The organism is Paenibacillus taichungensis, assembly GCF_047302525.1.
GTDB classification, from domain to species: Bacteria; Bacillota; Bacilli; order Paenibacillales; family Paenibacillaceae; genus Paenibacillus; species Paenibacillus taichungensis_B.
The window spans coordinates 1,818,798-1,844,405 of the sequence record NZ_CP168020.1; the positions used below are offsets into that span (position 1 = coordinate 1,818,798).

29 protein-coding genes, 1 tRNA gene and 1 pseudogene are annotated in these 25,608 nt (G+C 46.3%); 20 read left to right on the forward strand and 11 right to left on the reverse strand.

Annotated elements, in window-relative coordinates; all coding sequences use genetic code 11:
* The first annotated feature begins 110 nt into the window (after nucleotides 1-110).
* From ACDJ58_RS08475 to ACDJ58_RS08495, 5 genes are all read left to right on the forward strand, one after another.
* The gene (locus ACDJ58_RS08475) at nucleotides 111-386 is read left to right on the forward strand and encodes an Atu4866 domain-containing protein (RefSeq protein ID WP_413377070.1); all 276 of its coding nucleotides are present in this window, start codon (nucleotides 111-113) and stop codon (nucleotides 384-386) included.
* A gap of 25 nt (nucleotides 387-411) precedes the next feature.
* Nucleotides 412-1,149 carry an SDR family oxidoreductase gene (locus ACDJ58_RS08480; RefSeq protein ID WP_413377072.1) on the forward strand — a complete coding sequence of 246 codons (738 nt, stop codon included), beginning with the start codon at nucleotides 412-414 and terminating at the stop codon, nucleotides 1,147-1,149.
* Between the two features lie 142 nt (nucleotides 1,150-1,291).
* Entirely contained in the window at nucleotides 1,292-2,194 is a 903-nt protein-coding gene (locus tag ACDJ58_RS08485; protein ID WP_053783582.1) for a LysR family transcriptional regulator, read from the forward strand.
* A 97-nt stretch (nucleotides 2,195-2,291) separates the two neighbouring features.
* Complete coding sequence (locus ACDJ58_RS08490) at nucleotides 2,292-3,041, forward strand: spermidine synthase (RefSeq protein WP_413377074.1); 750 nt, start codon at nucleotides 2,292-2,294, stop codon at nucleotides 3,039-3,041.
* A gap of 180 nt (nucleotides 3,042-3,221) precedes the next feature.
* Nucleotides 3,222-4,838: a diguanylate cyclase gene (locus ACDJ58_RS08495; protein WP_413377076.1), complete on the forward strand. Its 1,617-nt coding sequence runs from the start codon at nucleotides 3,222-3,224 to the stop codon at nucleotides 4,836-4,838.
* A 77-nt stretch (nucleotides 4,839-4,915) separates the two neighbouring features.
* On the opposite strand, the gene ACDJ58_RS08500 is transcribed toward ACDJ58_RS08495, so the two are convergent.
* From ACDJ58_RS08500 to ACDJ58_RS08515, 4 genes are all read right to left on the reverse strand, one after another.
* Entirely contained in the window at nucleotides 4,916-5,275 is a 360-nt protein-coding gene (locus ACDJ58_RS08500) for a winged helix-turn-helix transcriptional regulator (protein WP_376032877.1), read from the reverse strand.
* A 202-nt stretch (nucleotides 5,276-5,477) separates the two neighbouring features.
* On the reverse strand, nucleotides 5,478-5,873 hold the full coding sequence (locus ACDJ58_RS08505; protein WP_413377078.1) for a DoxX family protein: 396 nt from the start codon (nucleotides 5,871-5,873) through the stop codon (nucleotides 5,478-5,480).
* Nucleotides 5,874-5,930: 57 nt separating this feature from the next.
* Nucleotides 5,931-6,923, reverse strand: coding sequence for a Gfo/Idh/MocA family protein (locus ACDJ58_RS08510; RefSeq protein WP_413377080.1), 993 nt, complete (start codon nucleotides 6,921-6,923; stop codon nucleotides 5,931-5,933).
* 40 nt (nucleotides 6,924-6,963) lie between these two features.
* The gene (locus ACDJ58_RS08515) at nucleotides 6,964-8,151 is read right to left on the reverse strand and encodes an adenosylhomocysteinase (protein WP_413377082.1); all 1,188 of its coding nucleotides are present in this window, start codon (nucleotides 8,149-8,151) and stop codon (nucleotides 6,964-6,966) included.
* Nucleotides 8,152-8,384: 233 nt separating this feature from the next.
* On the opposite strand from ACDJ58_RS08515, the gene ACDJ58_RS08520 reads away from it, so the two are divergent.
* Nucleotides 8,385-8,468 (forward strand) — tRNA-Leu (locus ACDJ58_RS08520).
* A gap of 61 nt (nucleotides 8,469-8,529) precedes the next feature.
* Here the strand turns inward: ACDJ58_RS08520 and ACDJ58_RS08525 are convergent.
* The gene (locus tag ACDJ58_RS08525) at nucleotides 8,530-8,709 is read right to left on the reverse strand and encodes a hypothetical protein (protein WP_063564909.1); all 180 of its coding nucleotides are present in this window, start codon (nucleotides 8,707-8,709) and stop codon (nucleotides 8,530-8,532) included.
* A gap of 159 nt (nucleotides 8,710-8,868) precedes the next feature.
* Between ACDJ58_RS08525 and ACDJ58_RS08530 the strand changes: the two genes are divergently transcribed.
* Entirely contained in the window at nucleotides 8,869-10,023 is a 1,155-nt protein-coding gene (locus ACDJ58_RS08530; protein WP_413377084.1) for a sn-glycerol-1-phosphate dehydrogenase, read from the forward strand.
* A 390-nt stretch (nucleotides 10,024-10,413) separates the two neighbouring features.
* Nucleotides 10,414-10,602: a hypothetical protein gene (locus ACDJ58_RS08535; RefSeq protein ID WP_413377086.1), complete on the forward strand. Its 189-nt coding sequence runs from the start codon at nucleotides 10,414-10,416 to the stop codon at nucleotides 10,600-10,602.
* Nucleotides 10,603-10,690: 88 nt separating this feature from the next.
* On the opposite strand, the gene ACDJ58_RS08540 is transcribed toward ACDJ58_RS08535, so the two are convergent.
* Nucleotides 10,691-11,287 carry a helix-turn-helix domain-containing protein gene (locus ACDJ58_RS08540; RefSeq protein ID WP_024629188.1) on the reverse strand — a complete coding sequence of 199 codons (597 nt, stop codon included), beginning with the start codon at nucleotides 11,285-11,287 and terminating at the stop codon, nucleotides 10,691-10,693.
* Nucleotides 11,288-11,725: 438 nt separating this feature from the next.
* Here ACDJ58_RS08540 and ACDJ58_RS08545 point away from each other — a divergent pair.
* The 10 genes and pseudogenes from ACDJ58_RS08545 to ACDJ58_RS08590 all read left to right on the forward strand — a co-directional run.
* A pseudogene (locus tag ACDJ58_RS08545) lies at nucleotides 11,726-12,118 on the forward strand (holin family protein); the annotation flags it as partial.
* Nucleotides 12,119-12,402: 284 nt separating this feature from the next.
* Nucleotides 12,403-12,690, forward strand: coding sequence for a Dabb family protein (locus tag ACDJ58_RS08550; protein ID WP_413377088.1), 288 nt, complete (start codon nucleotides 12,403-12,405; stop codon nucleotides 12,688-12,690).
* A gap of 173 nt (nucleotides 12,691-12,863) precedes the next feature.
* A complete protein-coding gene (locus ACDJ58_RS08555; RefSeq protein WP_413377089.1) occupies nucleotides 12,864-13,325 on the forward strand; it encodes a DUF86 domain-containing protein in 462 nt (153 codons plus the stop codon).
* An 11-nt stretch (nucleotides 13,326-13,336) separates the two neighbouring features.
* Nucleotides 13,337-14,242 carry a DUF4261 domain-containing protein gene (locus tag ACDJ58_RS08560; protein WP_413377091.1) on the forward strand — a complete coding sequence of 302 codons (906 nt, stop codon included), beginning with the start codon at nucleotides 13,337-13,339 and terminating at the stop codon, nucleotides 14,240-14,242.
* 186 nt (nucleotides 14,243-14,428) lie between these two features.
* Nucleotides 14,429-14,815 (forward strand): YtxH domain-containing protein, encoded by a 387-nt coding sequence (locus ACDJ58_RS08565; RefSeq protein ID WP_413377093.1) that lies wholly within the window; start codon nucleotides 14,429-14,431, stop codon nucleotides 14,813-14,815.
* A 203-nt stretch (nucleotides 14,816-15,018) separates the two neighbouring features.
* The gene (gene racE / locus ACDJ58_RS08570; RefSeq protein WP_413379552.1) at nucleotides 15,019-15,828 is read left to right on the forward strand and encodes a glutamate racemase; all 810 of its coding nucleotides are present in this window, start codon (nucleotides 15,019-15,021) and stop codon (nucleotides 15,826-15,828) included.
* 239 nt (nucleotides 15,829-16,067) lie between these two features.
* Nucleotides 16,068-17,282, forward strand: a complete 1,215-nt coding sequence (locus tag ACDJ58_RS08575; RefSeq protein WP_413377095.1) for a M14 family metallopeptidase — start codon at nucleotides 16,068-16,070, stop codon at nucleotides 17,280-17,282.
* A 229-nt stretch (nucleotides 17,283-17,511) separates the two neighbouring features.
* Nucleotides 17,512-17,769 carry a hypothetical protein gene (locus tag ACDJ58_RS08580; protein WP_062322197.1) on the forward strand — a complete coding sequence of 86 codons (258 nt, stop codon included), beginning with the start codon at nucleotides 17,512-17,514 and terminating at the stop codon, nucleotides 17,767-17,769.
* Nucleotides 17,770-17,913: 144 nt separating this feature from the next.
* Nucleotides 17,914-18,216 carry a heme biosynthesis protein HemY gene (locus tag ACDJ58_RS08585; protein ID WP_053783595.1) on the forward strand — a complete coding sequence of 101 codons (303 nt, stop codon included), beginning with the start codon at nucleotides 17,914-17,916 and terminating at the stop codon, nucleotides 18,214-18,216.
* A gap of 21 nt (nucleotides 18,217-18,237) precedes the next feature.
* Nucleotides 18,238-18,459: a DUF1450 domain-containing protein gene (locus ACDJ58_RS08590; RefSeq protein ID WP_024629198.1), complete on the forward strand. Its 222-nt coding sequence runs from the start codon at nucleotides 18,238-18,240 to the stop codon at nucleotides 18,457-18,459.
* A gap of 94 nt (nucleotides 18,460-18,553) precedes the next feature.
* Here the strand turns inward: ACDJ58_RS08590 and ACDJ58_RS08595 are convergent, their stop codons facing one another.
* Nucleotides 18,554-18,952: a hypothetical protein gene (locus tag ACDJ58_RS08595; RefSeq protein WP_413377098.1), complete on the reverse strand. Its 399-nt coding sequence runs from the start codon at nucleotides 18,950-18,952 to the stop codon at nucleotides 18,554-18,556.
* Nucleotides 18,953-19,155: 203 nt separating this feature from the next.
* Here ACDJ58_RS08595 and ACDJ58_RS08600 point away from each other — a divergent pair, with 203 nt between their 5' ends.
* Both ACDJ58_RS08600 and ACDJ58_RS08605 read left to right on the forward strand, forming a co-directional pair.
* Nucleotides 19,156-19,437: a hypothetical protein gene (locus ACDJ58_RS08600; protein WP_076292069.1), complete on the forward strand. Its 282-nt coding sequence runs from the start codon at nucleotides 19,156-19,158 to the stop codon at nucleotides 19,435-19,437.
* A gap of 175 nt (nucleotides 19,438-19,612) precedes the next feature.
* Nucleotides 19,613-20,443, forward strand: coding sequence for an aldo/keto reductase (locus ACDJ58_RS08605; protein WP_413377100.1), 831 nt, complete (start codon nucleotides 19,613-19,615; stop codon nucleotides 20,441-20,443).
* A 341-nt stretch (nucleotides 20,444-20,784) separates the two neighbouring features.
* Here ACDJ58_RS08605 and ACDJ58_RS08610 read toward each other — a convergent pair whose 3' ends face one another.
* The 4 genes from ACDJ58_RS08610 to ACDJ58_RS08625 all read right to left on the reverse strand — a co-directional run bounded on the left by ACDJ58_RS08610 (nucleotide 20,785) and on the right by ACDJ58_RS08625 (nucleotide 25,560).
* On the reverse strand, nucleotides 20,785-21,519 hold the full coding sequence (locus ACDJ58_RS08610) for a DsbA family oxidoreductase (protein ID WP_413377102.1): 735 nt from the start codon (nucleotides 21,517-21,519) through the stop codon (nucleotides 20,785-20,787).
* A gap of 156 nt (nucleotides 21,520-21,675) precedes the next feature.
* Nucleotides 21,676-22,101, reverse strand: a complete 426-nt coding sequence (locus ACDJ58_RS08615) for a cytidine deaminase (RefSeq protein ID WP_413377104.1) — start codon at nucleotides 22,099-22,101, stop codon at nucleotides 21,676-21,678.
* A gap of 96 nt (nucleotides 22,102-22,197) precedes the next feature.
* Nucleotides 22,198-24,195, reverse strand: coding sequence for an LTA synthase family protein (locus ACDJ58_RS08620; RefSeq protein WP_413377106.1), 1,998 nt, complete (start codon nucleotides 24,193-24,195; stop codon nucleotides 22,198-22,200).
* Nucleotides 24,196-24,408: 213 nt separating this feature from the next.
* Nucleotides 24,409-25,560: a THUMP domain-containing class I SAM-dependent RNA methyltransferase gene (locus ACDJ58_RS08625; protein WP_413377108.1), complete on the reverse strand. Its 1,152-nt coding sequence runs from the start codon at nucleotides 25,558-25,560 to the stop codon at nucleotides 24,409-24,411.
* Nucleotides 25,561-25,608: the final 48 nt, after the last annotated feature.

Sequence of the window (25,608 nt, forward strand, 5' to 3'; positions counted from 1 at the left end):
CGAATAGGCAAGAATACTGTGGGATTCTTCTATCGTACAGAGACTGATCCCTTACATAATGAAGGTAAGCAATTGAATCTGTTGGCAACAGAAAGGAGTGTCGTGGAAATATGGTAGGCAATAGATCAGGAGAAAGACAAGAAGTGGAACACCCGTATGTTGGGATGTGGGTGACGAAGGACGGGTACATCAGGCATGAACTTCTCCCTGACGGTCGCTATGATGAAGCGCGGGGAAATAGGCAAAGTGCATATCAAGGTCGATATGTAGTCGATGGAGACCATATTGAATATGTGGATGATACTGGCTTTACCGCGGATGGAGACTTTAAGGACGGCGTGCTTTATCATGCGGGCATGGTTTTGTACAGAGAAAATGCACAATAAAATACCTAATAGGGAGAGAAACAATATGTTTAATGTAAAAGGGAAAGTCGTTGTGATCACTGGTGCAAGCAGCGGAATTGGGGAGGCAACAGCGCGTCTGTTGACAGAGCATGGTGCACATGTTGTCATTGGTGCAAGACGGTTGGATCGCCTAGAGGCGCTGGCGTCCTCCATTCGCTCGGAAGGAGGTTCGGTGGAATATCATACACTTGATGTTACACAGCTGGAAGAAATGCAAACGATCGTAGGGGTGGCGCTCAATCGTTATGGACGTTTGGATGTAATTGTTAATAATGCCGGAGTCATGCCGCTATCGCCCCTTGAAGCACTAAAAGTGGACGAGTGGAACCGTATGATTGATGTTAACATTCGCGGTGTTCTACACGGCATTGCAGTTGGGCTGCCGATTATGAAAGAACAGGGCTTTGGTCAGTTTATTAATATCGCCTCCATCGGAGCCTATGCCGTGACACCAACAGCCGCGGTATATTGTGCAACCAAATACGCAGTCCGTGCGATCTCGGAGGGCCTGCGACAGGAGGTAGGCGCAGATATCCGCGTGACCCTCGTATCGCCAGGTGTGACTGAATCCGAACTTGCCGAATCGATCTCTGATGATGAAGCACGCGAGCTTATGAAAGATTATCGGCGGATATCCATTCCGGCCACGGCTATTGCTCAGAGCATTCTGTACGCGATCAACCAGCCGGCTGAGGTGGATGTGAATGAAATCGTGGTGAGACCCACAGCAAGCATGGCTTAAACCTCGCTGTAAGACACCAAAGATGTCCACAACCATATATACGGTTGGGGGCGTCTTTTTGTACCCTGAAAGAGAGCTCGTCTAGGTTGCAATATGGTATAGTAATGATCAAGTAACGCACCAGAGAGAGGGGAATAATGCATTGACGCTGCAACAGCTAAAATATGTGATTGAAGTCGCCACGCGTGGCTCGATGAATGAAGCCGCCAAGCGGCTGTTTATTTCCCAGCCCAGCCTGTCGAATGCCATTCGGGATCTGGAGCAGGAGCTGCGGATTACCATTTTTGAACGCACGAATAAAGGGATAACCCTGTCCAAAGAAGGCGTTGAATTTTTAAGTTATGCACGCCAGGTGGTGGAGCAGGCGGAATTGCTGGAGAATCGCTATTTGAATGCGAAGCCGTCTCCGCAACATTTCTCCGTCTCCACACAGCACTATGCGTTTGCAGTAAATGCCTTCGTGAAGCTGGTGCAGCAGTATGGACAGGATGAATATGAACTGGCTCTGCGGGAGACGAAGACATATGAGATTATCCAGGATGTAAAAAGCCTTCGCAGTGAGATTGGCATTCTTTATCTGAATGAATTCAATTCCAAGGTTATTAACAAGCTTCTTAAGGATGCCGGGCTGGTGTTCAACAGTCTGTTTGTTGCCAAGCCGCATATCTTTATCAGTGTGCAAAATCCGCTGGCGAAGCAGGAATCGGTTGCGATTGAACAGCTTCAGGATTATCCATACCTGTCCTTTGATCAGGGGGAATATAACTCCTTCCATTTTTCAGAGGAGATCCTAAGCACGCTTTCTCATCCCAAAAGCATACAAGTTAACGACCGAGCCACACTGTTTAATCTGCTGATCGGTTTGAACGGATACACCATCTCGACAGGTGTGCTTAGTGCCGACCTGAATGGGAATGAGATCATCCCCGTCCCGCTAGAGTGTGAAGAGACCATTAATGTCGGTTGGATTAGCCACAAAAATGCTTCACTTTCCAATCTGGGCGTGGAGTATGTCCAGGCTCTGCATGAGGCGATTCAGTCCTAAATGGTCATGAAAAAACCGTTTCCGTTCCAGCGGAGTCGGTTTTTTTTAGAAACACATGTATAATCATTTGCGTAAAAGTACGAAGGGAGAACGGTCAGTGCGAGTTTTATACCGAAATAAGAGTGAACAGAATGAGTTGACGATATATGATACATCCAAGCTTTATGGGGAAAAGGGCCGATTTCGTGTGCTGGAATTTTCCAATGCAGCAGTACAGGGGGCGATGGATCTGGACGAGCCATCCCGAATGGTGCTGGAGTATCCAAGAGCGATGGTGCACCTGATGGAACGAAATAATCCCGAATATGAATCGGTTTTTGTGGTGGGCCACGGCATTGGAACCTTATCAACCTATCTGTCCAACCGTCAAGTAAAAGTGGCAGAACTCGATGCGGAAGTCGTTGAGCTCAGCAGAACTTTTTTTGGATATATTGGAGATCATGTGTTGGTTGGTGACGGTCGTGAACTATTGGAGCAGGAAACCTCAGGCTCATATAATTATATTATTGTAGATGCTTTTACGGCTACGGGAACACCTGTACAGTTTACTTCAAGCTCATTTTTCGCGATGCTAAAAGACAAATTGCATTCTGGTGGTATCGTATTGCTGAATGTATTTGGGCGTGCGGGCAATGACAGACTAGTGAATGCGATTCACACCACGTTACAGGAACACTTCGCTTATACGCGCTCGTTTGCATTACCAGCTGAAACAACTGATGAAATCCAAAATCGTATTTTGGTGGGTAGTGACGAACCCATTTCGTTTCAATCACGTCATATGGCTGGGTTTGTAGAACAGCAGCCTGGCGAGGGATATGTTATTGTGGATTCAAATGAATCTTAATCTCGAATACAGATCCAGAAAATTTCGAAGAAAAGTGTCATATCATGTAATCAAATGTCATTAATTCGTCAATGTTCCTATGTAATTATTCGAACTTCACAAACTATTTATTTCTTCTTAACAACTTTCGTATAAGATAGAAGGAATATGCCTTTTCATGAAAAACCGGGGGAAGCAATAATGATCGCAAAGAATAAAACATCCAGATTAAGAAGAAAAGTAAGGGAGATCAAAAAAATCAGCCTTACCGCTCTGTTGAGTGGATTGGTCACCATTGCCGTTTTGATGACATTGACCATTATGTTTATTTCGTCTTATACATCCCAGAAGCAATCGCTGATTGACAATACGCTCTCACTTAATTATTCAAGTGCTGTTCAAATGAGCCAAACATTGGACTCGTTGTTTCAATCCATGCAGGGCAGTTTGAAGTATTCAGCCAACTATTTTCCGGATATAGACTATGCAGACGCCAAAAAACTGGATTCCACACTGGATTTGATTCGAAACAGCAGTAATTATTTCAATTCGGTTTCTCTGATAGATGAATCAGGAATCATTCGGGGTTCATCTCCTTATTTGGAAAAAAGCCTCGGACAGCCTATAACTTCTGATGCAGCGAAATATGCGTTCAAATCGAGGGATTCCTTTATATCCGAAGCGTATCGTGCGCCTTATTCGGAACGCAGAGTCGTTTTTGTGAGTGAACCGATCTTCAGTCCATCAGGTGAATTCAAAGGTTTAATTAGTGGGAGCATCTATCTACAGGAAAACAACATCTTGAACCTGTCATTTGGCAGCCAGCTGAAGACCAGTAATGGCTCTTATTTTTATATTGTTGATGCCAAAGGAACGTTGTTGTTTCACCCGGATACGGAAAGAATCGGTGAAAATCTAAGCAAAAATCAAGTTGTGCAGAAATTGCTTAACGACCAGACAGGGAAAGAACAATACAAGAATCTGGCTGGTGTGGATTCACTGGCAGGTTATTATAAGGTTCCAACAACAGATTGGGGAGTTGTCGTTGTATCTCCAACCCAGATGGTATACGATCAGCTGAATCAACATATTCGCATGTTGCTGTTGTACACTTCAATTCCGTTTATCATTCTGACGCTTATCGTTATTCGTGTAGCGCGCAAGCTGGCTAGTCCGTTTGTTTATCTTGCGGACCTGGTTAACCAGGTGGATCAGGGTAAAGTAGATCTGCCTGTAATGAAGCCGCATTGGAACAGGGAAGCGGACTTGTTAACACGAACCGTGCTGACTGCATTGGCGAATTTTCGAAAGCAGAAGGATCAGCTTACCTATGATGCCAGAACGGATGTATTAACCGGAATGACCAATCGCAGAACATTTGAAGAAGTCATTCAGCAGTGGATTGATGAAGAAGTTCCGTTCTCCATTGTGGTACTGGATATTGATCGCTTCAAATCCATAAACGATACGTATGGGCATCATGCGGGGGATCAGGTTCTGAAGCATATCGCGAATATCATTAAACTGTCGGTTCGGACACAGGATGTATGTTCCCGGTTTGGCGGGGAGGAGTTTGTTGTGTTATTGCGACATACGAATTCCAAAACAGCGTATCAGATTGCGGAGCATATCCGTGTATCGGTGGAACAAAGTATATTGCCCATTGATCGTTCTGTGACCATTTCGGCAGGCATTGCCGAATATCCGCTGCATTCCACAACGGCGACAGAGTTGTTCCATTTGGCGGATAATGCGTTATATCAAGCCAAGGAAGAGGGACGTAATCGTACCATTACCATTCAAACGGTCATAAAATAGGGTTTACTCATCTTTCATATCGAAAACAAAAGAAGCTAATCCCATCTAAGAAAGGGATAGCTTCTTTTGTCTTTTGTTTAGACCTCTTGTGATCTGGCCAAGACTTCATTTGTATATTGTTCTCCCCAGTCTCGCATGCTGTAAATAATCGGCTGGAGCGTTTCTCCAAACGGTGTAAGCGAATATTCCACTTTGGGTGGAACCTGAGGATATATTTCCCTGTGAACAATTCCACTGCTTTCCAACTCTCTTAACTGGAGAGTTAACATCCGTTGGGTAATATCAGGAAATAATTTTCTGATCTCGTTGAATCTTAACGAACCAGAGAATAGGTGATATAGAATCGCACCTTTCCATTTACCTCCGATGACACTAAGCGTGACTTCAACGGAACAGCCATAAGGCGAGGGACACGCATCGTTCGGGTTCTTTCTCATTATAATTGCACCTCCAGTTCGTGGTGGTTAATAATAGTATCCAATAGAGTACTACAGCACATAAATGTATATATCATTCATCTATGAGCATATCACTTCTCCCTTGGATTATAAACCCCATGCATCGTCATAATGTTATAACAACAAAGAACCCCGGTTTCGTATCACGAAACATCGAGGTTCTCACGAATGAAAGGCTTGATTAGATTAAAGTGTCCAGGGAGTACGCTCCTGCACCCGCAAGTGCAACACCGATCAGCGATCCGAGCATAACCAGATTGTATTCGAATCCTCCGTTCAGATTCCAAAGTCCTTTACCTGCATGGACTTTCGCTATGGCAACAACCATAGGGATAATGAGCAAAATGGCAGCAAAACCAGTCCAGAGACCCGCCCCAAACAGGAATCCGCCGATCAATTCAATAAGGCCTCCACAGACGGCCATAACTCTCGCAGGCTTCAGACCAATTGCCCCGAAAAATTCGGCTGTTCCTGATATGCCTTCTCCACCAAACCAGCCAAACAGTTTCTTGCATGCATGACCCATCATAATGAAACCAATAACAAGTCGAATGATAAGTAATCCGGCGTCTAACATGTGTTTCTTTCCTCTTCTCTGGTTGTATAAAATGATTGGCCTTATATCATATAAACGTCAGATCAGCGACTCGAGAATGGTATCACATAACGCCATGGTTTCAATATTATCCTTACCACTGGAATGTGGATCAGATTTGTTCTGGCAGCATTCCATAAAATGAGCCATCTCCCCTACAAATCCTCGTAAGTAGAGATCGCGATAAGCCCCTGACATGGGAGAGCCAGAAGGGGTGAAAACAGTATCCTGCTCCTCAAGGGATTTCCAGGGAAGGTTATCTCCTGTACGAGATTGATGAACCGTAAGTGTGTTAATTTCATCTGCTAACGCAAATCCGTTGTCAAAGGTGACTAGTACACTTTCGCTCTCGCGTGACCATGCACTCATGCCAACAAAGTAGGCACTGCCCACCACACCATGATCAAATTTCAGGGAAATGCTCTGGTTAATATGTTCTCCGTCCGTAACCGTTGTGCCTGTGACCTGTATGGCTTCCCCGAACAGAAAACGCATCAGATCGACCATATGAATGGCAGCGAGCTTTATGAATTGTTCCTCATCCTTGCAGAATGGTGTGCTGTCTACAGCGAATTTCATTTGGAAAGAACGTGCTCTGCCCAATGATCCACCATCAATCAGTTCCTTGAGTTTCATGTAGACCGGAGCATATCGTTTCATAAATCCAACCATGACAACCACACCTGCCTTTTGGGCAGCTTCAGCCACAGCAGCAGCTTCGGCAGCGTTCCATCCGAGGGGTTTGTCGACGTATACATTTTTGCCAGCCCGGATGCATTCAAGGGCAAGTGCTGTCTGATCCTCTGGTTGCGCCACAACAACGACGCCGTCACAGTCTTCATTCTGCAGCATCAGCTGAGTATTATCATACGCTTTCCCGCTGCTCCCAAAACGGAGGAGAGCCGCCCCTGACCGTTCAATACTGCGGGTGGCGATGGCCTGAATGTCTGCTCCTGCTTCAACAGCAGATGGATATATATTCGTGGATGCATGGAATCCTGCACCGATAAAACAAAGTTTCGCTTTTTTCATGTGAACCTCTCCTTTAAATGCAGATCACCAATCACACTGATTAGATTTTGTAGCTTAAATGCTTCAGCATCTGTCCGGCAATGGTGTTGTTAACGCTATGAGGAACCGGCTGTGGTCCGAGGGTGAGATGTTGGCGTTGCTGTACAAGATATAGGAGGGAGGCGGCTTGCAGGGATAAGCCCAGATCCATCGTTTCGGCAGGGTTGCCGCTGCCACCAGCCAGGTTCAGCATCTCGCCTTGAGTAAGCAGCATGAGTCGACGTCCGTTGGTTAATGTAAATTGTTCAATATCCGCTGTCAGTTGTTCCGTATGCTTCGCATCCTGACGGAGACTTTCCAGATCCATCTCCCAAGAAAAATGTCCGGCATTGGCGAGGATCGTTCCATCATTCATTTGATTAAAATGTTCCTTCAGAATAGCGTTAGGACGGCCAGTGACAGTAATGTACACTTGGGCAAATGCAAATGTATCCTCCAGGCGTGCCACTCTGAACCCATCCAGCGCCGCTTCTAGGCCAGCAATCGGATCGGTTTCAACGACGACGACTTGACTGCCCAGATTCCGCAAATACCTGGCAATGCCTCGTCCACAGGTTCCATAACCTACGATGACGAAACGACGTGTGGGCAGAATCAGGTTTGTAGTACGCATAAAACCTTCAATAATGGTCTGTCCAACACCGTGTTCATTTTCCATGATTCGTTTGAGTGGACTGTCATTAATAACAATGATCGGGAAAGGAATGTTCTCACCTGTCTCTTCACGCAGCAGATTGGCCCCGGTTGTTGTCTCCTCCGTACCACCAATAAGAGAGTTAGTATCATACTGTTGAATGAAGGTGCGCGCCAGATCAGCTCCGTTATCCATGAGGAGATGGGGTTGGTGACGAAGTACACTGTGGATATTTTGCAGGTGCTCATTGCGCCTGTCCGCACGTTGACCATATACCGTGATGCCTTCTTCTTGCAGAGCTGCTGCGACGGCGTCTTTGGTTGTGCCCGGGCTGCCAGTCAATACAACTTTGGCTCCACCTGCTTGGAGTGTTCGGCATAACACAGCAGTTTTGGGCTCCACATGAATACATATACCGATGGTTAAGCCAGCAAAAGGCAGCTCTTTGGCAAACTGGGATTTCAATTCGCCTAGCAGGGGCATATGCATTTCTGTCCAGTGAATACTGCGTTTTCCTTCTTCAATACGTTCATGTGTTGTGTTCTTGATATTCATGCAAAACTCCCCTTTTCTATGCAACGAATAGCGTGTCCAACAGGACACTTGATCTGCTTAATGTCTACGATAGGGAGTTTGATGGGGTTAAAAAAGGACATATGTCCTTTTCATTGCAGCTTGGAAAAAAGGTATTGCAAACTTATTTCAGTGCATGTATACTCTTAATTACGGTAAAACAAGCATTGCTTGACCGGAATACTTTTCATCCATGATGAGAAGATACATATTATGCGGTCGTGGCGGAATTGGCAGACGCGCACGGTTCAGGTCCGTGTGGGCTAACCCCCGTGGAGGTTCGAGTCCTCTCGACCGCATCGAAGAAAAAAAAGCTCGCGAAATTGCTATAAAGGCAATTCGCGAGCTTTTTTTGTGTTTTTATTTATTGAATATGAATTGTTGCACACATAGGCCTGCTATCGCTCCGGCAATACCAAAGAGCGCAACACTGGCCATGACCTCATACGCCTGAAAGCGAAACAAAAAGGCTATGCCGCTGCCAAATGTCGTTCCTGCGAGAAATCCGAGAGAAATCCCTATTTCTTTGGTTAATTTCATAGGTTCACCTGCTTAGGAAAGTGAGTTTAGGATTTGCAAATTTTTAAAACAGGAAGTAAAGTGTGATCAGGAAAATACTCACATTTTATTTCCTTTTTTCATTTTGTGGTTTTAACCATGTAATTATGCATGATATTTCTTAAGGGAGGTTAAGAGGGAATGAATATGAACGAGCGAATTGCCGCATGGAACGAAGAAGCGCAGAATTGTACTTGTGGGCATGATCATCGATTGGTGCAAATGCAGGTCTATCTGGAGCATGGAGCTATTCAGCGGTTACCTGGCTATTTGTCCGAGCAAGGGTACAGACGTGTAACAGTGGTATATGATCGATTTACGGGTCCGGCAGCAGGATACGAGGTGGTAACGAACATTCGAGAAGCGGGCGTTCATGTGGATGAGATATGCATGCCAGAGAACAAAGCAGGGGACGTGATCGCCGACGAGGCCGGGATTGTGCAGGTACTGCTGGGTGTGAAACAGGGAAGTCAGGCTATCATTGCTGCAGGTTCAGGGACCATTCATGATTTGGTGCGATTTGTTTGCTCCAAAATGAACAAGCCCTTTCTGTCCGTACCCACGGCAGCTTCGGTTGATGGATTTACCTCGGCAGGTGCACCTCTTATTGTAAGCGGCGTCAAACAGACTTTCCAGGCGGTACCGCCTGAAGCTATTTTCGCGGACATCGATATTTTGGAGCAAGCCCCCCAAGAGATGAATGCTGCCGGATTCGGAGATATGCTTGGTAAATATACATCACTGGCGGACTGGGTGGTTTCCAGGGATCTGGGTGGAGAACCGTTCTGCCCCGTAGCTTATCGCATGACAGAAGAAGCACTAACGACCTGTGTGGAGCATGTACAAGGTATCGCTGAAGGACGGGCCGATGGTGTGACTGTATTGATGGATGCGCTGATTGCTTCCGGCATTTCCATGCTGATCATTGATCATTCCCGTCCTGCATCTGGTGGAGAACATCATCTGTCTCATCGGTGGGAGATGGACCTGATGGAGGCAGGGCACAAGCCTGTTTTGCATGGTGCCAAGGTGGGAGTGGCCTGTGCACTGCTGACCGTAAAATACAAAGATCTTGCACAAGAATCCGACGAGCCGGTTTTCCGTATATACGATAATCTTCCGGATGCATCTCAGCTTACAGCTTGGCTTGAGCAAGTTGGGGGCCCTATAACAACTGAACAACTGGGTGTATCCATGGAGATGGTAGAACATGCTTTCACCACAGCTCATTTGCTTCGTGATCGTTATACAGGACTGAAATATATCAACGAAATTCTTAACGTGGGTTCGAAATAAGGTTGAAATAAATATGAACAGATGTTATCTCATGCATTTAGTTGTACGTACAAATTAAGAGTGCGGAATGTAATGTACGAGACAAGGAAGTGCCGTTGTTTACAATAGAGGTGCTAGTGCTTGATTCGAAAGCAATATATCCAGATGGATTTTTGGAAAACACGGTCATACAAGGGTTTGGAATGGATCGGACCAAACGTTATTCAAGCTGAAATAGAGGGTGAATTAAAGCCTATTCCTTTGGGGAACAGGCTTTTTTCACTTTCTATAAAAATTGTGAGATAAATTGTTCGTACAAATATATTGTGAAAATGAAGCTAACGATGAAGTTCTATTTCTTTAAATGATCAATGATTTAATGAAGTGGTAGTTAGCATCCATGAGGTATATATGGGTATAAGTCGCCGTCCCTTTATACAAAGTGATTTTCGCCTCGTTCAGAGAGCAAGCTGTATCGGCGCAGGTAAAGGAGTGACTGGGGAGGAAGGGATGATGCATCCAAAGCTGGTTGGAGGGCAAGAGGGCCGCTTACAGTCCCTGAGAGACGATATGAAGTGCATCCGACTGGAGAAATGGTAACCTAATAATCTGTACGATAAAAATGGTACTTTAAAAAGGCTCTGTCTTTCCCATGGGGGAGGACAGAGCCTTTTGGTTGTTCGCTAATTTAGTTATTGTGGCGATCTTTCAAGATGACATCTGCGAACAAAATAGTTTTCGGGATGCGGAAAAATTGTTCCGCTTGTTCCTGAAACGCAGCAGAAGGCAGCGTTCCCTGATGCAGCCATTTGCGGAAAGTGCCGGGGTGAACCCCGATCCAGTGGCTGACATCTGTCACCGACAAATCATGGACCATACACAAGCCTGTCAGAATACGGTTGCTAACCGGAGAACGGGTCACCGTACGCTTCATGAAGCGGGAAGGCTCGGGCTGACAAATGACAGGGCTCTTGCGTACCACTTCTTCATTAAAAAGAATGTGGCGCGGGTAGCCGAGCAATTGGCATGCCTTGTCCAAATTGGTACTGCCGGGTATCCGTCCTTCATACACCCACGCGCTGACACTGCGTGAAGAGATGGATAGATCTTCGGCGAGCTGAGACAACTTGATATCATTGGCCATCAGCACGGCAAGAAGAACACGGTTGCGGATTTGACAGCGTGTCGGTTTTCGGAATCGTTTAACACGGACGCCTTTTCCCAAATATTTACGGTTGATCAGAGACCACGCCTGGATGGAATGTTGTTCTGGTTGATTAGGCATATTTCCTCCGATTTTTTTAACCAAATACTACAATAAGTATGGGGGTACTTTCAAGTGCCGGGTGCACCTGTTTCAAATGAACGGATGCGTGAATCCGCTACAAAGGAGGAATTATGAACTAGACCAGACGCAATTCACATCCTAGTATATTCCTAGATTACAATGTTTCACTAAATTTAAGGGATCAAATAGATAATGAATAAAAATAAAATGAGTCTAATTACCTATTAGTGAGACTATAGTACTTTTATCTATTTTTGTTGATATGATGCGGTTTATTTCCCTGATTTACCCATAAATATTCGTTTTCCGTTAAAGGGACCAATTTCCAATGTGCACAAATCTGAAATTAGAAATCCGCTTGTTTAGCAAGGCATGTGGACTGTCAAAATCTCTTACTCTTACATATCTTGTATGGAGATCAAGTGAGAGGGAGAGGTGAGGAACGTGAGTCCATCCGTAAGTACCTTTGCTGCCATTTCAGGGGCGTTCCTGACGTTTGCTTTTGGTGGATGGGATCAGCTGCTTAGCTTGCTGGCGGTTGCAATGGCTGTGGATTATATTACGGGTCTCGCTGCGGCAGTCAGAACGGGTAAGGGATTAAATAGTAATGTTGGATTCTGGGGGCTCGCGCGCAAAGGCCTCATGTTAACGGTTATTCTGCTTGCCCACCGAATTGACCTGCTCATGGGGACTGACATCATTAAAGGGGGAGCCATCTACTTTTATCTGGTGAATGAGCTGATATCCATTACCGAAAATTATGCCCGCATTGGGCTTCCATTGCCTGACAAGCTGAGACAGGCTATAGCGGTGCTGAAAAAACAGGAGGGGTTGTCTGACAGGGAATGGCCTCAACCACAGCCGAACGTGGAGAATAAGGAGACAAAAGAACAAGCAGCAGAAGTTGACCCGGAAAATCAGACAAACCAAAGTGAACAGACGGATAATATGTCTCAGGAGAAATCCAAGGCGAATGAAAGCAGCCCCGATTAGATTGTCTTTTAAGAGAACGTTTCCAAGTATCCTTTCGTAATAGAGGCCGTTATGATATATTTTGGATACAAGAAAATTCATTCATACCAATTATTATACTCAAATGAGGTGCTTGTCTGATGATTAAACATATTGTTCTCTTTAAAATGAAAGATCGTTCTCCTGAAAATATCGAAGCGGCTGCGAATGTTCTTCGCAATCTGCAAGGGAAAATTGATGTTCTGATCTCGCTTGAAGTGGGTATCGACGTGCTTCGTTCGGAGAGATCTTTTGACATCTCACTTACGGCAGAATTTGCATCACTGGAAGATCTTCAGGCATATCAGGTGCATCCGCTGCATCAGGAAGTCATCAAGTATATGAACGAGGTCAGAGAGCAGTCGATTGCAGTGGACTACGAAATCTAATCTGTTATTCATTCTACTTTGGATAAAGGGGACTCTGCATGAGCGATTTAAGAGACGTTATGGAATTTTTATATATTTTTGTCGTGTTTCTAATCGCTTGTCCTGTGATGTTATTTTGGCTGAAGCGAAGAGGAAAAAGGAACCGATAATTCACTGAACGGGAAGTGAACGCATTGTATTACGTAAACAGAGAACAGATTGCCCGCCGGCTTGCTGCCGTACCTGAGGTGGCCGAAGGTCTTCGCCGCGCGTCACAAGCTTGGGATGGCAGTCTCATGCTGGGTCTGGTACAGGAACGTTGTCTTCATCTGGCGATTGAAATCGTTACGGATGTGGGAAGTTATCTCATTGACGGCTTCATCATGCGTGATGCGAGCAGCTATGACGATATTATTCAGATTAACTACGAAGAGAAGGTTTTTGATCATGCAACCTATGATGTGCTTAGTCGCCTCGTATCGTTGCGCAAGCCGCTCGTTCAGGACTATTACAGCTGGGAGCGGTCTGAACTGCATCCGCTGAGCAGTGACTTGCCGGGCGTGCTGGAACATTTTTCCCATCAGGTCAATACCTATGTGGAAAAAGAACTCGGACCTTTCCAGATTGCACAGGCCGAGGGACAGAGCAAGGAATGAGGGGAAGCAGCATGACGAACGAATGGAAAGAAGCTCGAGAAGGAAATAATGAAACGAATGACATACCTTCCGGATTTCATCCGGTATATATGATTGAGCTGTTATTTCAGGAACGTCCCGTTATTGATCAGGGGCGTTTGCAGGATGCACTGAGCCGTCATACCGGACAAGTCCGGCTTGACGTGAAGCAGGGCAATGAGGAGCATAATCCTGAGATGCTGGTTTTCTACCATCTGGACCATAAGGTTTCTTTTCAGGAAGGTAACATTCCAGCACAGACTTGTATGCTCCCCATTACTGAAATTGTAGATCGCGCCCGTTTTGGAGGGGCTTTGCAGCAAGCCTGGCATTGGCCAGAAGCAGGACAAGCTATGGAAACGATCCAATATTCCATCCGGCTTCATGATATGTTCACTGCTGCCATGCCGCGCAAACAGCGGCTCGAATTGTTCCAAATGACGATTCAGGCTGTCATGGAAGTGTTGCCTTGTGAAGCGTTATACTGGTACGGCAGTGACAAATTGGTTGAACCGGAAGCCTATGTGCTGTCACAGGAGCGTGAGGAACATCTCTATGCTGCGATGAATGTACGCATGTATCAGGCTGGAGGCACGGAGGAACAGCGTCAGCTGGTTATGGACACGGTAGGTTTGTCAGCACTTGGCGTGCCTGATGTACAGTGTCATTTCATTGGACTTGATCCGGATACGGTAGCCCAGACATTACTGGGTGCCGCCTATTACATATTTGATCAGGGAGATGTTCTACAGGATGGACAGACGCTGGGATCTTCAGGCGGACGACGCTGGCGTTGTGAGCATCAAGCGGCGATGATTGCACCAGGACGATATGTAATTGATCTGGACCCGGGTGATGAACATGCCGCTGCTCCTCTTGAGCCGGCGCGGCAGACTTGAGATATATCACTATAACGTCAGAAGGTGTGGAAACGGTATCCAGAATTTTTTTTGGTATCCGAGTGTCAGGTCAAGCCCTTGCTGCTTATACTGCATCAACAGAGTAGGCATTCGCCCGGATTGACGAGCAACAGTCCGTTGCTTGGTTATTCGGTACTTCATTTAAGGTAAAGGGAGAGATGCGACGTGAAGGATTCTAACAAAAGTTTGTTGTGGGGAGCATTAATCGGCTCGGTTGTAGGTTCAGTGACAGCTTTGCTGCTGGCGCCAAAATCCGGACGCGAACTTCGTCAAGATATTTCGGAAGGTGCACGTCAGGTGAGTGAAAAGGGTCAGGAACTGGCTAGCAAGGTGGGCGAACAAAGCGCACAGATCGTATCCAAAGTAAAAGAGACGGCAGATGTTGTTATCCAGGATATCCAATCCTGGCGCAATTGCGCTGAAGGTAAAGAAGTGCACGTATCCGCCGTCATTACTGATTCTGATTCTTCCATCGATGCAGATGCAGCTAACGAGTCAGACATTGAAATCATCGCGAAGCTTCCTGCCGACGACTCCAAAGATAACATCTAAAGCTAAGCTAGAACGCGAGCAGGCTTTCCTCCATCTGGAGGGGAGCCTGCTTTGTTGCGCGATACAGCATTTTGTTTGAACCCTGCGATGAAATCGGGTAAGATGTAGGTACCTTTTTGCCTGAAAATTCATACGGTAGGGAGAAAGCTCTGGGAACCAATGTGTTACAGAACCAATTCAATGAAGAAGGAAGCGGTGTGTTCGTGCAGCAAGCAATCGCTATATTAGACTCCGGTGTAGGGGGATTGACGGTCGCCAAGGAAGTGATGCGTCAGCTCCCACGGGAAAAGATCATATATTTTGGAGATACTGCCCGGACACCGTACGGACCCCGTTCGTCCGAACAAGTTAAACAATTCACGGAACAAATCGTTGATTTCTTGATCCAGTTCGATCCGAAGGTTATCGTTATCGCCTGTAATACGGCTACGGCAGCAGCGCTCGACTATATTCGAGCCAAGGTGAATGTGCCTGTCATTGGTGTCATTCATCCGGGAGCACGAGCGGCCATCACAGCCACACGCACAGGACGCATCGGTGTCATTGGCACCGTGGGAACCATTGGAAGTGGTGCGTATACGTCTGCACTCAAACAGTTGTCCCCCTATATTGATGTGGTCAGTCAGGCTTGTCCGGCACTTGTGCCACTGGTAGAGCAAGGCGAATTCCGTTCCGAGCAAACGACAAGTACGGTGGAGCAATCTTTAGGCCAGATTAAACAACAGCCGATTGATTGTCTTATTCTGGGTTGTACACACTATCCTTTTCTCATGGACACCATTCAGGAGGTTATGGGGCAGGAAGTGAAGCTGATCAGTTCGGCAGATGAAACGGCGAGGGAAATCAGTACGATTTTGTATGATAAACGAAAGCTGGCCAGTGGGGATGAGACGCCGGTCCATCAGTTTTTTTGCACAGGGGACCCCCGCATGTTCCAGAATATTACCCGCCAATGGCTCGGAGAACAGATCTCCAAAACGCCAGTTGTGTGGCAGGTTACGCAATTATCATAGCGTTTTTTTGATTTCTATGCTGATAAGAATCCCGGAACCCTTAGTGTTCCGGGATTTTTTTGTTCATATCAGAAAGTAAAAGAGCTTCGGAAGATCATCACGTTTTCTTATGATAGAGGTATTTACGCGATTCATGTCACATGACGGACAACCAGACTTGCATACATATTACATACAGTAAGGACACAGGCGAGAGAAGGACAGGAGATTAACAGTTTCCTAAGGGAAAGGAGATCAACATGGAGCTGCAATGGATTATTGTTCATCAGGGAGATACCTTGTCGCGTATTGCGGCAGCGAACCATATGACGAAGGAGTTACTGGCCGCTCTCAACCCGGAAGCAGCGTCCCAGCCCTATTTACTGACAGGACAGATGCTGCGCATTACGCCGGGGACGGGACGCAGGTATGCAGTAGAACCTGGGGAGAAAGTGGCCGTGATTGCATTACGTTTTGGACTGAATGAAGAAGAATTGCGCGAGGCCAATCCAGAAATAGCGAACATTCCGGACTGGTGCGGGCGATGTATTCATATTCCGGATTCAAATGGAAAAACTATCGTCAAGTTGCAGGGAGAGTATGGTTACCGTGAAATGAACCGTGATATCGATTTGCTGGCAAAGAAGTATCCATTTATCGAGATTGGCTCGATTGGCAGCAGTGTTATGGGCAAGGATTTGCCTTATCTGCGTTTGGGTCAAGGACCCAGACATATTCATGTCAACGCATCTGTTCATGCGAATGAGTGGCTGACAACAGCGGTTCTGATGCGGTTCATTGAAGAATATGCGAAGGCCTACAGTACACATACGCCATGGCATCAATTCCAGACGGAACGCTGGATGCAGGAAACCACGCTGTGGGCTGTACCCATGGTCAATCCGGATGGAGTTGAATTGGTGCAAGAGGGCGTGGTTAATGATCATCCCCATGCAGAAGAATTGCTGGAATGGAATGCCGGACGCTCCCATTTTACGCATTGGAAGTCCAATATCAGGGGGGTAGACCTTAACGATCAATTTCCGGCTTATTGGGATGAAGAGGCAGCTAGAAGAGGGATAACGTCCCCAGGGCCCAGAGATTATGCAGGAACCGCTCCCTTATCTGAACCGGAGGCGTGGGCGCTTGCACAGTGGACAGAGCAACATCATTTCGATGCTGTTGTCTCGCTGCACAGCCAGGGGCAGGAAATTTATTGGAACTACCGCGATTTGGAGCCAAAGGAGAGTGCTCCGCTGTCACGCAGACTGGCAAGAGCTTCAGGGTACAAGGCAGTCAAGCTGGGTGGAAGCGATGCAGGGTACAAAGACTGGTTCATCCAGAAGTTTCGGAAGCCTGGCTTCACGGTAGAGGTGGGACTCGGGGTAAACCCACTCCCTATGGATCAGTTCGATGACATCTGCGTAGAGGTTGGCATGCTGTTGGCTGAATTATTATCAGATCGAGAGCACTAACAGGAAACACTGAGAATCCATGAAACCTGACTTAACATAATCTGGATGGGAAGACATGAAACTTACTGGTTGTCCACTCGTATAACAGGAACGGGCGCTGTTACCGGCGTTCGTTTTTTAATCTGCATGTTGCATCATTCGTTCCGGATCGCTCTGGAACGGGTAATGATGGGTGTGACTATAACGTGTCTGTTTTATTTCAGTGCAATACTTATACGGAGGGGTTCATATGAAGTGGAGAAGACTGCTGTCATTCAAACGATGGACACAAGTATTCAAACGGCTGCCGCGTCTGTTGCGGGCTCCGCAGATTCCATTGGGCGAAAAGCTGCTGTTCATCATCCCGGCGCTGCTCTACTGGGTACTTCCCGACGTGATGCCGTTTATGCCTATAGATGATATCGGGGTTACGTTGTTGCTGATGAACTGGTTTGTAAGTCGTGCGGAGCGCAAATATCCGGTACTTACAGCGGGCGCATCGTCTTAATCCGACACAAAATGGGTGGTTTTAACATCGATTTTGCATCAATGTTATTGCGAAGCGCAGTAATTTTCTTTACAATAGATGCTGGAGTTTAGAAATACTGAAAAATTGTTGGAACCAGCAATTACGATATAGGAGATGAATGGAATGAACTGCAAAATTACACGTAATGCCGCGAAAGTATTAAAACTTGAATTGGACAAGCCTGAGAACGAAGGTAAATTGCTGCGCGTTGTGATCACGCATGCACATGGAGACCATGCCCACTATGGACTCGATATCGATACGCCAAAAGAAAATGATACGGTCGTATCTACGGATAAAGAGATCGACGTTATTCTTGAAAATGATCAACCTTTGCTGGATGGCGTTAAAATTGATTACCTTTACTTCCCTGAAGAAGGATTCGTTATTACGAACCCATCCAAAGGCAACCACGGCGACCACTAAGGGAGCGAAGAAGGGGAACTCATGGCTAACGATATCCGCGTATGCGAAAAATGTAATCATATTAGACTAAAATCGATTGTAGCCAAGTTGGAGAAAATGGCTCCGGATACGGAGATCAAAATTGGTTGCAAATCGTATTGCGGTCCTTGCGCGAAGCGTGCTTTTGTCTTCATCAACGGTCGGTACATCAGTGCACCGTCAGAAGAAGAAGTGCTTGCAAAAGTAGCGAAATTCGTGAAGTAATGGTATGAATTTGCAGTGGGCAAACTTGTCCACGAAGGGAAAGGAGAGGCCGTGGCCTCTCTTTTTTTAGTTTGTGATCGGGAATGATAAAAGATTAAAAGGTGAAGTCCTGCCTCATTTCAAAAATCTTAAAGGTATCCTCTTGAATCTCAATAGCGATGACAGTATCGCTTTTTTTAAAATAATGAACATTCCCCATACGCTCTTCTTTCACCTCAACCCATCCGGCTTCGGATAACTTCTCAAAATAATCGGATGGTACATATAATCCCTGTTCTCCTCCAATATGTTTCAATTCATATTTAATGCCTGTTTTAATGTTTGGGTTGTCTGAATATGTCGATACGCTCAGCTGCTTTGCATTCTCGGGAACCGGAATCTCGTCATTAATAGAGGAACCTGTATATCCCGTTATTTCATACGTGGAAGGTGTACAGCCACTGGTAAGTAGCAATAAAGGTACCAGAATGAATAGAATCCAAAAGTTCTTCAAATACAAACCTCCTTGTGAAAAGATACTTATCAAATAAACGCAGTCAGACCGGAAAAGGTTATACACATCATTAATATTCATCTTTAATCTCACATGGGGAACATAAAGTAATCCTTTATTGTTTCAACAAAACAAGAATAAGGAAGGCCGATGTCAACCATCCTAAAGGGGTAACAGGAACATGATCCCAAGGAGGAATACTCATGCCGAAGCGTTATGATTCCAGTTTGCAAGCCGATACGACCGTATCCCAGGCGCAGAATGCAGTGAACAAACTTCATTTTGCCGTTTCACAGGCAATGTCACATCCAACAGAACAGACCATTGAACAGGCAGAACGCCGTTTGGCGCATACCGAGCAGGCTATGCTTCAAGCTGAACGTTCGCTTGGAGGTCAGGGCGTTGAGCTGGCAGAAGAGATGTTCATTGAGGAGAAGAGAAGATTGAACTCGATCCAGAGTCAGAATGGGCAAGGGGATCTATAGGCGTTCCTGTCACACAAGAGACCCGCAGAGCAGCAGTGCTTTGCGGGTTATTCATGTCTATTTTTGAATGGCCCCGAGAAATGATCTCAGCCAAACGGTATGTAACGTGCCGCTTAAAATATTGTGAGAAGGTTAATAGACCAAGAGCAGGCAAATTTCACACAGGAGGTACAGAATGACAAAACATATTACAGATTGTACGATTCTGAACAACGGCGTGACGATGCCATGGCTGGGATTTGGGACCTATCGAGCAAAGGGCAAGGAAGTACAGCAAGCGGTGGAGACTGCATTGGAAGTTGGATATCGGAGCATTGATACGGCGTCCGTTTATGGAAATGAAGAGGAAGTTGGACAAGCTATTGCGAGCAGCGGTATTGCCCGTAATGAGCTGTTTGTGACAACCAAGCTGTGGAACGAGGATCAAGGGTTCGATTCGACCTTGAGAGCATTTGAGGCCAGTCAGAAGGCACTTGGATTGAATGTCATTGATCTATACTTAATTCACTGGCCTGGCAGAGACCAGTATAAGGAGACGTGGAGAGCATTCGAACGTCTATATAGCGAAGGAAGCGTACGTGCCATTGGTGTAAGTAATTTCGAAGTACACCATCTGCGCGATATCATAGATGAAGGTGGAACGGTACCTGCGGTGAATCAGGTGGAACTGCATCCGGGTCTGATTCAGCAGGAGCTGCAGGATTTCTGTGGGGAGCAGGGCATTCAACTGGAGGCATGGAGCCCCATTATGAGAGGTAAGCTGAACAAGGAATCGGCTTTGAAAAGTCTGGCCCAGAAATACGGAAAAACGCCGGCACAGGTTATTCTGCGCTGGGATATCCAGAACCAGATTGTGACGATTCCGAAGTCGGTTACACCAGGGCGAATTCGGGAGAATGCAGACATTTTTGATTTTGAATTGACCCCGGATGAGCTGAAATTGATTGATACGCTGGATTCGGATAAACGGACGGGACCACATCCGGATCAGCTGTTTTGGGATTGAGCGAGTGGCTCAATTCCGAAACAAGTGTTTAATGATCTGCGTGTAGTTGTTCCGGTTACGGATCGTTCTTCGTGATATAAAATGAAAGCATAATCCTTTACACTAGGCCACTACGTGTGCAGAACAATCTTTCGATCGCCGTTATCCCCGGATTTTTGGAATTCCCTTTCTTCAAAGGGTAAAATCCAGTGATAAATGCGAGCGCTCCGCTTCTCCAGATTTGTTCTGCCCTCTCCGTTATAGTGTAAATTATGAGTTCATCTTATGTGGATGGATTTAAAAGGGGAAAGTAAAAAAAGCAGCAGGTTCAGGGGAAGCCCCTTGATCCTGCTGCTTTTGTGTTATTTGGATTGATCCGGTTGCGGAACCTCGCAGCCGTCTTCGGTGCATACTCCACTGCCATCTGCGTCAGTGGTGTTGGACTCTACCATGGTGAAAGGGGAACGCTTGTCCCATGCTTTCTGGATAGCATCAAGGAACACCTCATCCGGTTGAGCGCCAGATATAGCGAACTTGCGATCAAAGACGAAGAACGGTACACCCCGGATGCCTAACTGTTCGCCTTCGGCCTGGTCGGCACGCACTTGGTCTGCGAATTGATTGCTTGACAACACTTCTGCTGCGGCATTGCGATCCAGACCCACTTCTTCAGCCAACTCGATCAGTGCATCGGTATTGCCGACATGTTTGCCTTCAATGAAGATCGCTTGAAATAGTCGTTCGCTCAGCTCAAGCATTTTCCCTTGTGTTTCTGCCCAATGGGTCAGGCGGTGAGCAGAGAAGGAGTTGGTAGGGATCATCTCATCAATGTTGTATTCCAGTCCAGCCGTGCGAGCATTGGCATTCATCTGGGCATTCATACCGCGTGCCTGCTCGACACTCATATTGTATTTGGCAGCCAGATATTCCGCGTTGGTTTTGCCACTGTTCAATTCAGCATTTGGATCGAGCTCAAAACTTTTGAACTGTAATTTAACTTCATCGCGGTGTGGGAATTGTGCCAGTACATTCTCCAGACGACGTTTGCCAATATAACAGAAAGGACACATAAAGTCGGACCATATTTCAATATTCATCAATTAATACCTCCATCATTTATAAATGAAACCAATACAGTTACAATTATATAGCGACTTTCTATCATTCGCAAGGTTGCGGTTATTGCAAGCCTCGAAAAAAGAAGTGCTGAAGCATGCAACGGATTGCAGCCTCAACACTTGTAGTTTAACTTCTTACTTATCCCGGTATGCCTTGGTCCAATGGTAAGGCTGAATTTCGTCCAATCTCTTGTAAATTAAAGCTCCATCCGGATCGTACACGGCAGCCTTCACGTCTTCTCCCCAGAAAAACAGTCGTTCCTGGCACACACCACAAGGGGTGAGGACCTTGAATTCCGAGTGCTCATCGTCGCGTGCCACACAGATCGAGTGAGTAACCCGCTCGTTTAATTTGTGAGCTTCCAGATAGGCGCCTGTTTCCATACACAGATGCGTGGCGTCATTAATCACTTCTGGAGCTACGCTGATTAATAGCGAGCCAGCTTCAGTATAAACGGCAGCTGCGCCGCCCCACCCTTGAGGGTAACGATGTTTGACAAAGTTTGCAGCTTCCTCGAACAGCTTTTGTTCGATATTGAATTGATCTGTATGTGACGTCATGGTAGTGCACTAGCTCCATTTCATTGTAGTGTCGGGTTAACTTTGAAACATGAAGTATACAGTGTTCCGTCGGCGCATCGTTCCGCTCAGTGTCTGTTAGGATGAGGACTCAGACGCTTGCTCCTCGCGAAAACGCGAGATCAGGTCAAACGTATTGACCGTATCTGACACATGCAGTCGTTTCGTTGCTTCATCATGACCAGATCGGCAAGCATTAATATCCGTTTTGGTGCCTGTAGACAGATCGTAACAGGAGCCGCTGTCATACAGGTAATCATCCGAAGGGATATAGAACAGGGAGCCATCTGTAAATGCACCACTGCGCAATATCACCATGCGGGAGGAACTGTCGTACACATCGTTGCCCATGTGGTAGTAGGATTGATCTGAAATACCCAGCAGATGCAGTACTGAAGGTGTAATATCCAGTTGTCCCGCAGGCTCGTCAATCGTTCCCGCGGCGGCTCCGTCAGGCAGATGCACCAGCAAAGGCACTTCGTTCATAATCTGCTCCATATCCAGATCATTCAGCGAACGTCCGAGAAATTTCTCATATTGTGGCTGTTCTTTAATGGAATTATCGTGATCCCCATAGAACATGAAGATCGTTTTGTCCCATAATCCCCGATTTTTCAGGTCTTCCACCATGTTGCCGAGCGCAGAATCCACGTAATGAACAGATTGCAGATAGTTGCCAAACATCGTTCCTTTGAATTCCCCGACATCCAGCTGCTGTTTATCTTGGGGCAACGCGTATGGATGATGACTACTGAGTGTAATCAGGAATGAATAGAATGGCTCTGTAACCTCACTGCTCATTTTCTCAACCGATTGGCGGAAAAAGGACTCATCGGATAGCGACCAGCCAAGCGGGTCATCCTGTTCAAAATCATTTTTACTGTAAAACTTGTCATACTTCATATTCTGATACATGGTATAGCGATTCCAAAATCCGCTCTCATAGGCATGAAATACATTCGTACTATAACCATGATCCTTCAAGATAGAAGGTAGGGAATCGTAACTGTGGTCTGCGTAACGGACAAACGCGGATCCAACCGACAGTGGATGCAATGAAATATTGGCCCCAAAGTCAGCATCCGATGTTCGCCCCTGACCTGTCTGGTGATAAAAGTGACTGTAGTACTGGCTTTCCTTCATCAGCTCGTTAAAATGAGGCGTAATTTCCTGTCCGCCAATGCTCTGACCAATCATGAAATTCATGAAGGCTTCACCTTGGACAATGATCACATTGCTGTCTTTATACTTGCCAAACATCGCATCCTTCAGTGGGTCAGCCTGTTGTTTGCTGGCGAAATAAGCTTCCGCCTGTTCGAGATCGGCAGGATCGACCTCTGGTCCAGAGCCGAGCTGGTCTTTGGCATAGTTGTACAGATCATAACCATGAAAAGCAAGAAGTCCGGTAACGTTGTACATGGATACGTTCCACCAGTTGTTATCAAACAACCCTTTTGCCCAGGTTTTACTATAAAAATAAATCGGACCAACCGCGAGCCCCAGACCCAACACCAGGGCAATGCTGCCTGCGGTGAGTCGACGACGCACGCTTGATTTGCCTGAATTTGACGAGTAAGAGTTTAACCCGTTCGAATATGCGCTGTAATCTCGACGGCGGTTACGTTTGCTGAACAGCAGGATTGCTGCATATGGGATAATTACAAGCCAATCGACGAAGAACCACAGATCACTGGCGTAGATAAGCGTAGCAATGCTGTCTCCCAAAGCGTCGACCTGTCTGGCTTGCATCAACACAGGAATCGTTAGAAAATCCTGAAAGTAGCGATAATAAACCATATCCGCATAGATCAGTGCAGTGAGCAGCAGATTGAGAATAACGAGTGATATGATCATACCCCGGCGAGGCAGCCACCAGGTCCAGAAGGACAGAATCAGTAGCGAACCGATGGCAATCACTTTGTCCAGAAGCCCCATCGTAATATTGTAAGCGTGCAGATTGTGGTGGAGCCACATTAATTTGAGTAGCATGAGTACAAGAAAAATAAGATATAACGTAAGTGGATGATTCAGAAGCCCGCGCGGCGTAAGGCTGCGTGTTGGCTTAGTGACAAACATATATGTCTCCCCCCTGATGAATGGTTTTGTTAACGGAATGTAAAATAGGACTTTATCCATTATAGCGTGGTGTCATGGCTTTTCAACTATGCCCAAGGGAGAAAAACTTCATGCGGAAGCAATGTTATCAAGATCATCCATAAGTCTCCCGGAATAAATACAAAAAAACGCCCCAGCCGTTGAAGGCAGGAGCGCTTGATCATTCCAATATTATTATTGTTGTGGTGTTTTATTGCGTGGAGGCAGTGGGCCCAAATACTGATAATATTGGGTTTCAATGCGTCCATTGAACAATTTACGACGCTTGTCTGCCTTGTGGCCGAAGTTTTCCTCGAAAGATTTGGTCGACGTGATGGCAAAAAAGGACCATGTCGGTAAATCGAGGTAACTGCGCCCTAAAGAACGCAGCAACTTCTGCACTTCTTTCTCTTCACTCAAACGTTCACCATATGGAGGGTTGGTAATAATGACACCATATTCGCCCTGTGGTCTTGCACGATGAGCGGGCAGGACGCTGACTTCAATATCTTTGGCTAAGCCGGCACTCTTGATTGCTGCCTGTGCAACTTCAATGGCTTCCGGATCGATGTCGCTGCCCGAAATTTGCAATGGAATATCGTCGCGAACCGCGTCAAATGCTTCTTCGCGCGCCTGTTCCCACAATTCTTCAGGAATGACAGCCCAGTTCTCGGAGTTGAAGGTCCGACGAAGTCCTGGTGCAATGTTCCAGCCGATCATGGCGGCTTCAATCAGCATTGTGCCTGAACCGCAACATGGATCATAGAATGGACGTGATACATTCCAGCGGCTGAGCTGAATAAGTGCCGCAGCAAGCGTTTCTTTGAGTGGTGCTTCGGTTACGAGTTTACGATAACCCCGTTTATGCAGACCTGGTCCCGTCGTATCTAATGTAAGCAGGGCGCGATCGTTCAGCAGAATGACCTCAATCACATAACGAGACCCATCCTCTGGGAACCACTCCGTGTCATAAGTCAGCTTCAGTTTCTCTACGATTGCTTTCTTCACGATCCCTTGTGATGCAGGCACGCTGCTCAACTGAGATTTCTGGGAGCGACCTTCAACCGGAAATTCGCCATCGGCTGGAATCCATTCCTCCCAAGGTAATGCTTTGGTACCTTCAAATAATTCATCGAAAGTTGTCGCCGGGAATTCACCCATTTTGACCAACACCCGATCGGAACTTCTCAGCCACAGATTACACCGGCAAATATCAATATAATCTCCAGTGAAGAAAACCCGGCCATTGTCGATCGTAACATCCTCATACCCCAGTTGCTTCAGTTCCCGGGCGACAACAGCCTCGAGTCCCATCGCCGAGGTCGCAATCAATTGCAATTGAGCCATGTGATTCATTTCAACTCCATTTCAAGCCGAAGAAGGAATGTCCTTCTC